We start from the raw sequence: 1,525 nt of genomic DNA, 5'->3' as shown, positions 1-1,525 counted from the left end.
TCTTTCCAGTTGCTAATAGTATTAGCAAGATAGGAGAACTGTTCAATTTTATATATTTTTACCAGTTCAAGCCATTCATTAAGTTTTATTTCAGCATCCATAAACTTTTCTTTTAATAAATAGGCTAATCTCAATTTTTCATCTAAACGGAGTAAATTAGCCAGTTTTATTTTTATCTTCATCATTTAATTTATTGCAATTACGAAACAGAAGTTTTCGGTTCTTTTTTAGAAATTTACTTTTCTCATATGGTAGATCTTTTTGAACATTTTTACGAACTTTATCAATAGCCCAGATGCAGTTTCTTACATAATGAAACCGGTCGATAACTATAGTGGCCTGAGAAAAGACTTTCTTTACTACTTCTTTATAAGGTTTCCACATATCAATAACCACATATTTAACACTTTCCCGGCTGGTAAATTTTTTGAAATATTTAACCAAAAAGTCAAAGTTACGCTGATCTAAAATATCTAAAACCACTGATTTAACTGGGTCTACTAATATACAGTGGTATTTGCCTTTATCAGTGGTCCCCTTAAACTCATCAATCGATATTACTTCTGGAAGTTTATTAAGGCTATATGATAATCAAAAATTCTGGCTACCGTACTCGAAGAAATCCCAAAATCTTTAGCTTAGAAGTCATGCTATAGTTGGTTTTTAATTTTTCAATAATAGCTTCAATTAAGCGATGAGTCATTCTCTGATATTTGCCGATAAAATCAACTGTTTCATAAAACCTTTTACCACACTTTATGCATTTATAGCGACATTTGCGGTATAACAAATATAAGGGTTTGTTTAAATAAGGAATATCTTTTATACGTTTATACCTGTAATCATTAATTTTTGTAGTTTCTATTCCGCATGCCGGGCACTTATGAGAACTTACCGGCTTAGAGATACTAATTTCGTAATAGTTATTGTATTGTTTGATACTATCAATTTGATAGTGTCAACTTTTTATAGGATATTTATAAATTGATGACCACTCTATTTTGGTTTATAAATTAGATGTTCCATTATGTATATCTTTCAAACATTTAAACATTGGTATCACTTTACCTTTGCTTAATATGGGCACATTATTTAATTGTTCACGTGTCTTGGTAAAGGTATTTTTGATCTTTAAGACCATATTTTTTTCCAGGCTATAGCTTTTCTTTGCTTCCGGTTTTAAATGTTTAAGTGTAATTCTGCCACCACTACTTAAATATGCTCGCAGCTCAGCCATTGCCCGCAGTCCTTCACGACTCCAACCCATTGGACGGCTGCTTAAACGGCTTGATAATACGTGACTTATGTGCCCTTCTGTTCCACCTCCATAACATCCTTCTTCTTTATATATTGTTATCGCCTGCCAGTTGTTAAGAACATACCTTTTAAAGTTTTTGATTTTTTTCTTCTCAACTTCGCTAGTAGTTTCGGCAAGTAGTTTGCTGATAATTTTTTTGAAATGATTTTGATCGCCATTCTTAAGAGCTGAATATATTTCCTGCCTTTCCTCAGGTTTATTCCCTAC

Annotated in this window: 3 protein-coding genes and 1 pseudogene; all 4 read right to left on the bottom strand. The window is 32.0% G+C overall.

The genetic code is table 11. From position 1 onward, the window contains the following. Positions 1 to 185 (bottom strand): annotated as a pseudogene (locus BMX60_RS12215) (ISL3 family transposase); the annotation flags it as partial. Further along, positions 157 to 507, bottom strand: coding sequence for a transposase (locus BMX60_RS11555; RefSeq protein WP_242945771.1), 351 nt, complete (start codon positions 505 to 507; stop codon positions 157 to 159). The gene BMX60_RS11555 and the pseudogene BMX60_RS12215, both read right to left, overlap by 29 nt. Positions 508 to 604: 97 nt before the next feature. After that, a complete protein-coding gene (locus BMX60_RS12360; protein WP_423230163.1) occupies positions 605 to 850 on the bottom strand; it encodes a hypothetical protein in 246 nt (81 codons plus the stop codon). Positions 851 to 1,006: 156 nt separating this feature from the next. Further along, the coding region (locus BMX60_RS11545) for a UPF0236 family transposase-like protein (RefSeq protein ID WP_177159811.1) at positions 1,007 to 1,525 on the bottom strand (519 nt) is incomplete at its 5' end.

This window comes from Anaerobranca gottschalkii DSM 13577 (genome assembly GCF_900111575.1).
GTDB lineage: Bacteria > Bacillota > Proteinivoracia > Proteinivoracales > Proteinivoracaceae > Anaerobranca > Anaerobranca gottschalkii.
Note: the sequence above shows the minus strand (reverse complement) of the source record. Positions and strands in the feature narration are given on the sequence as shown.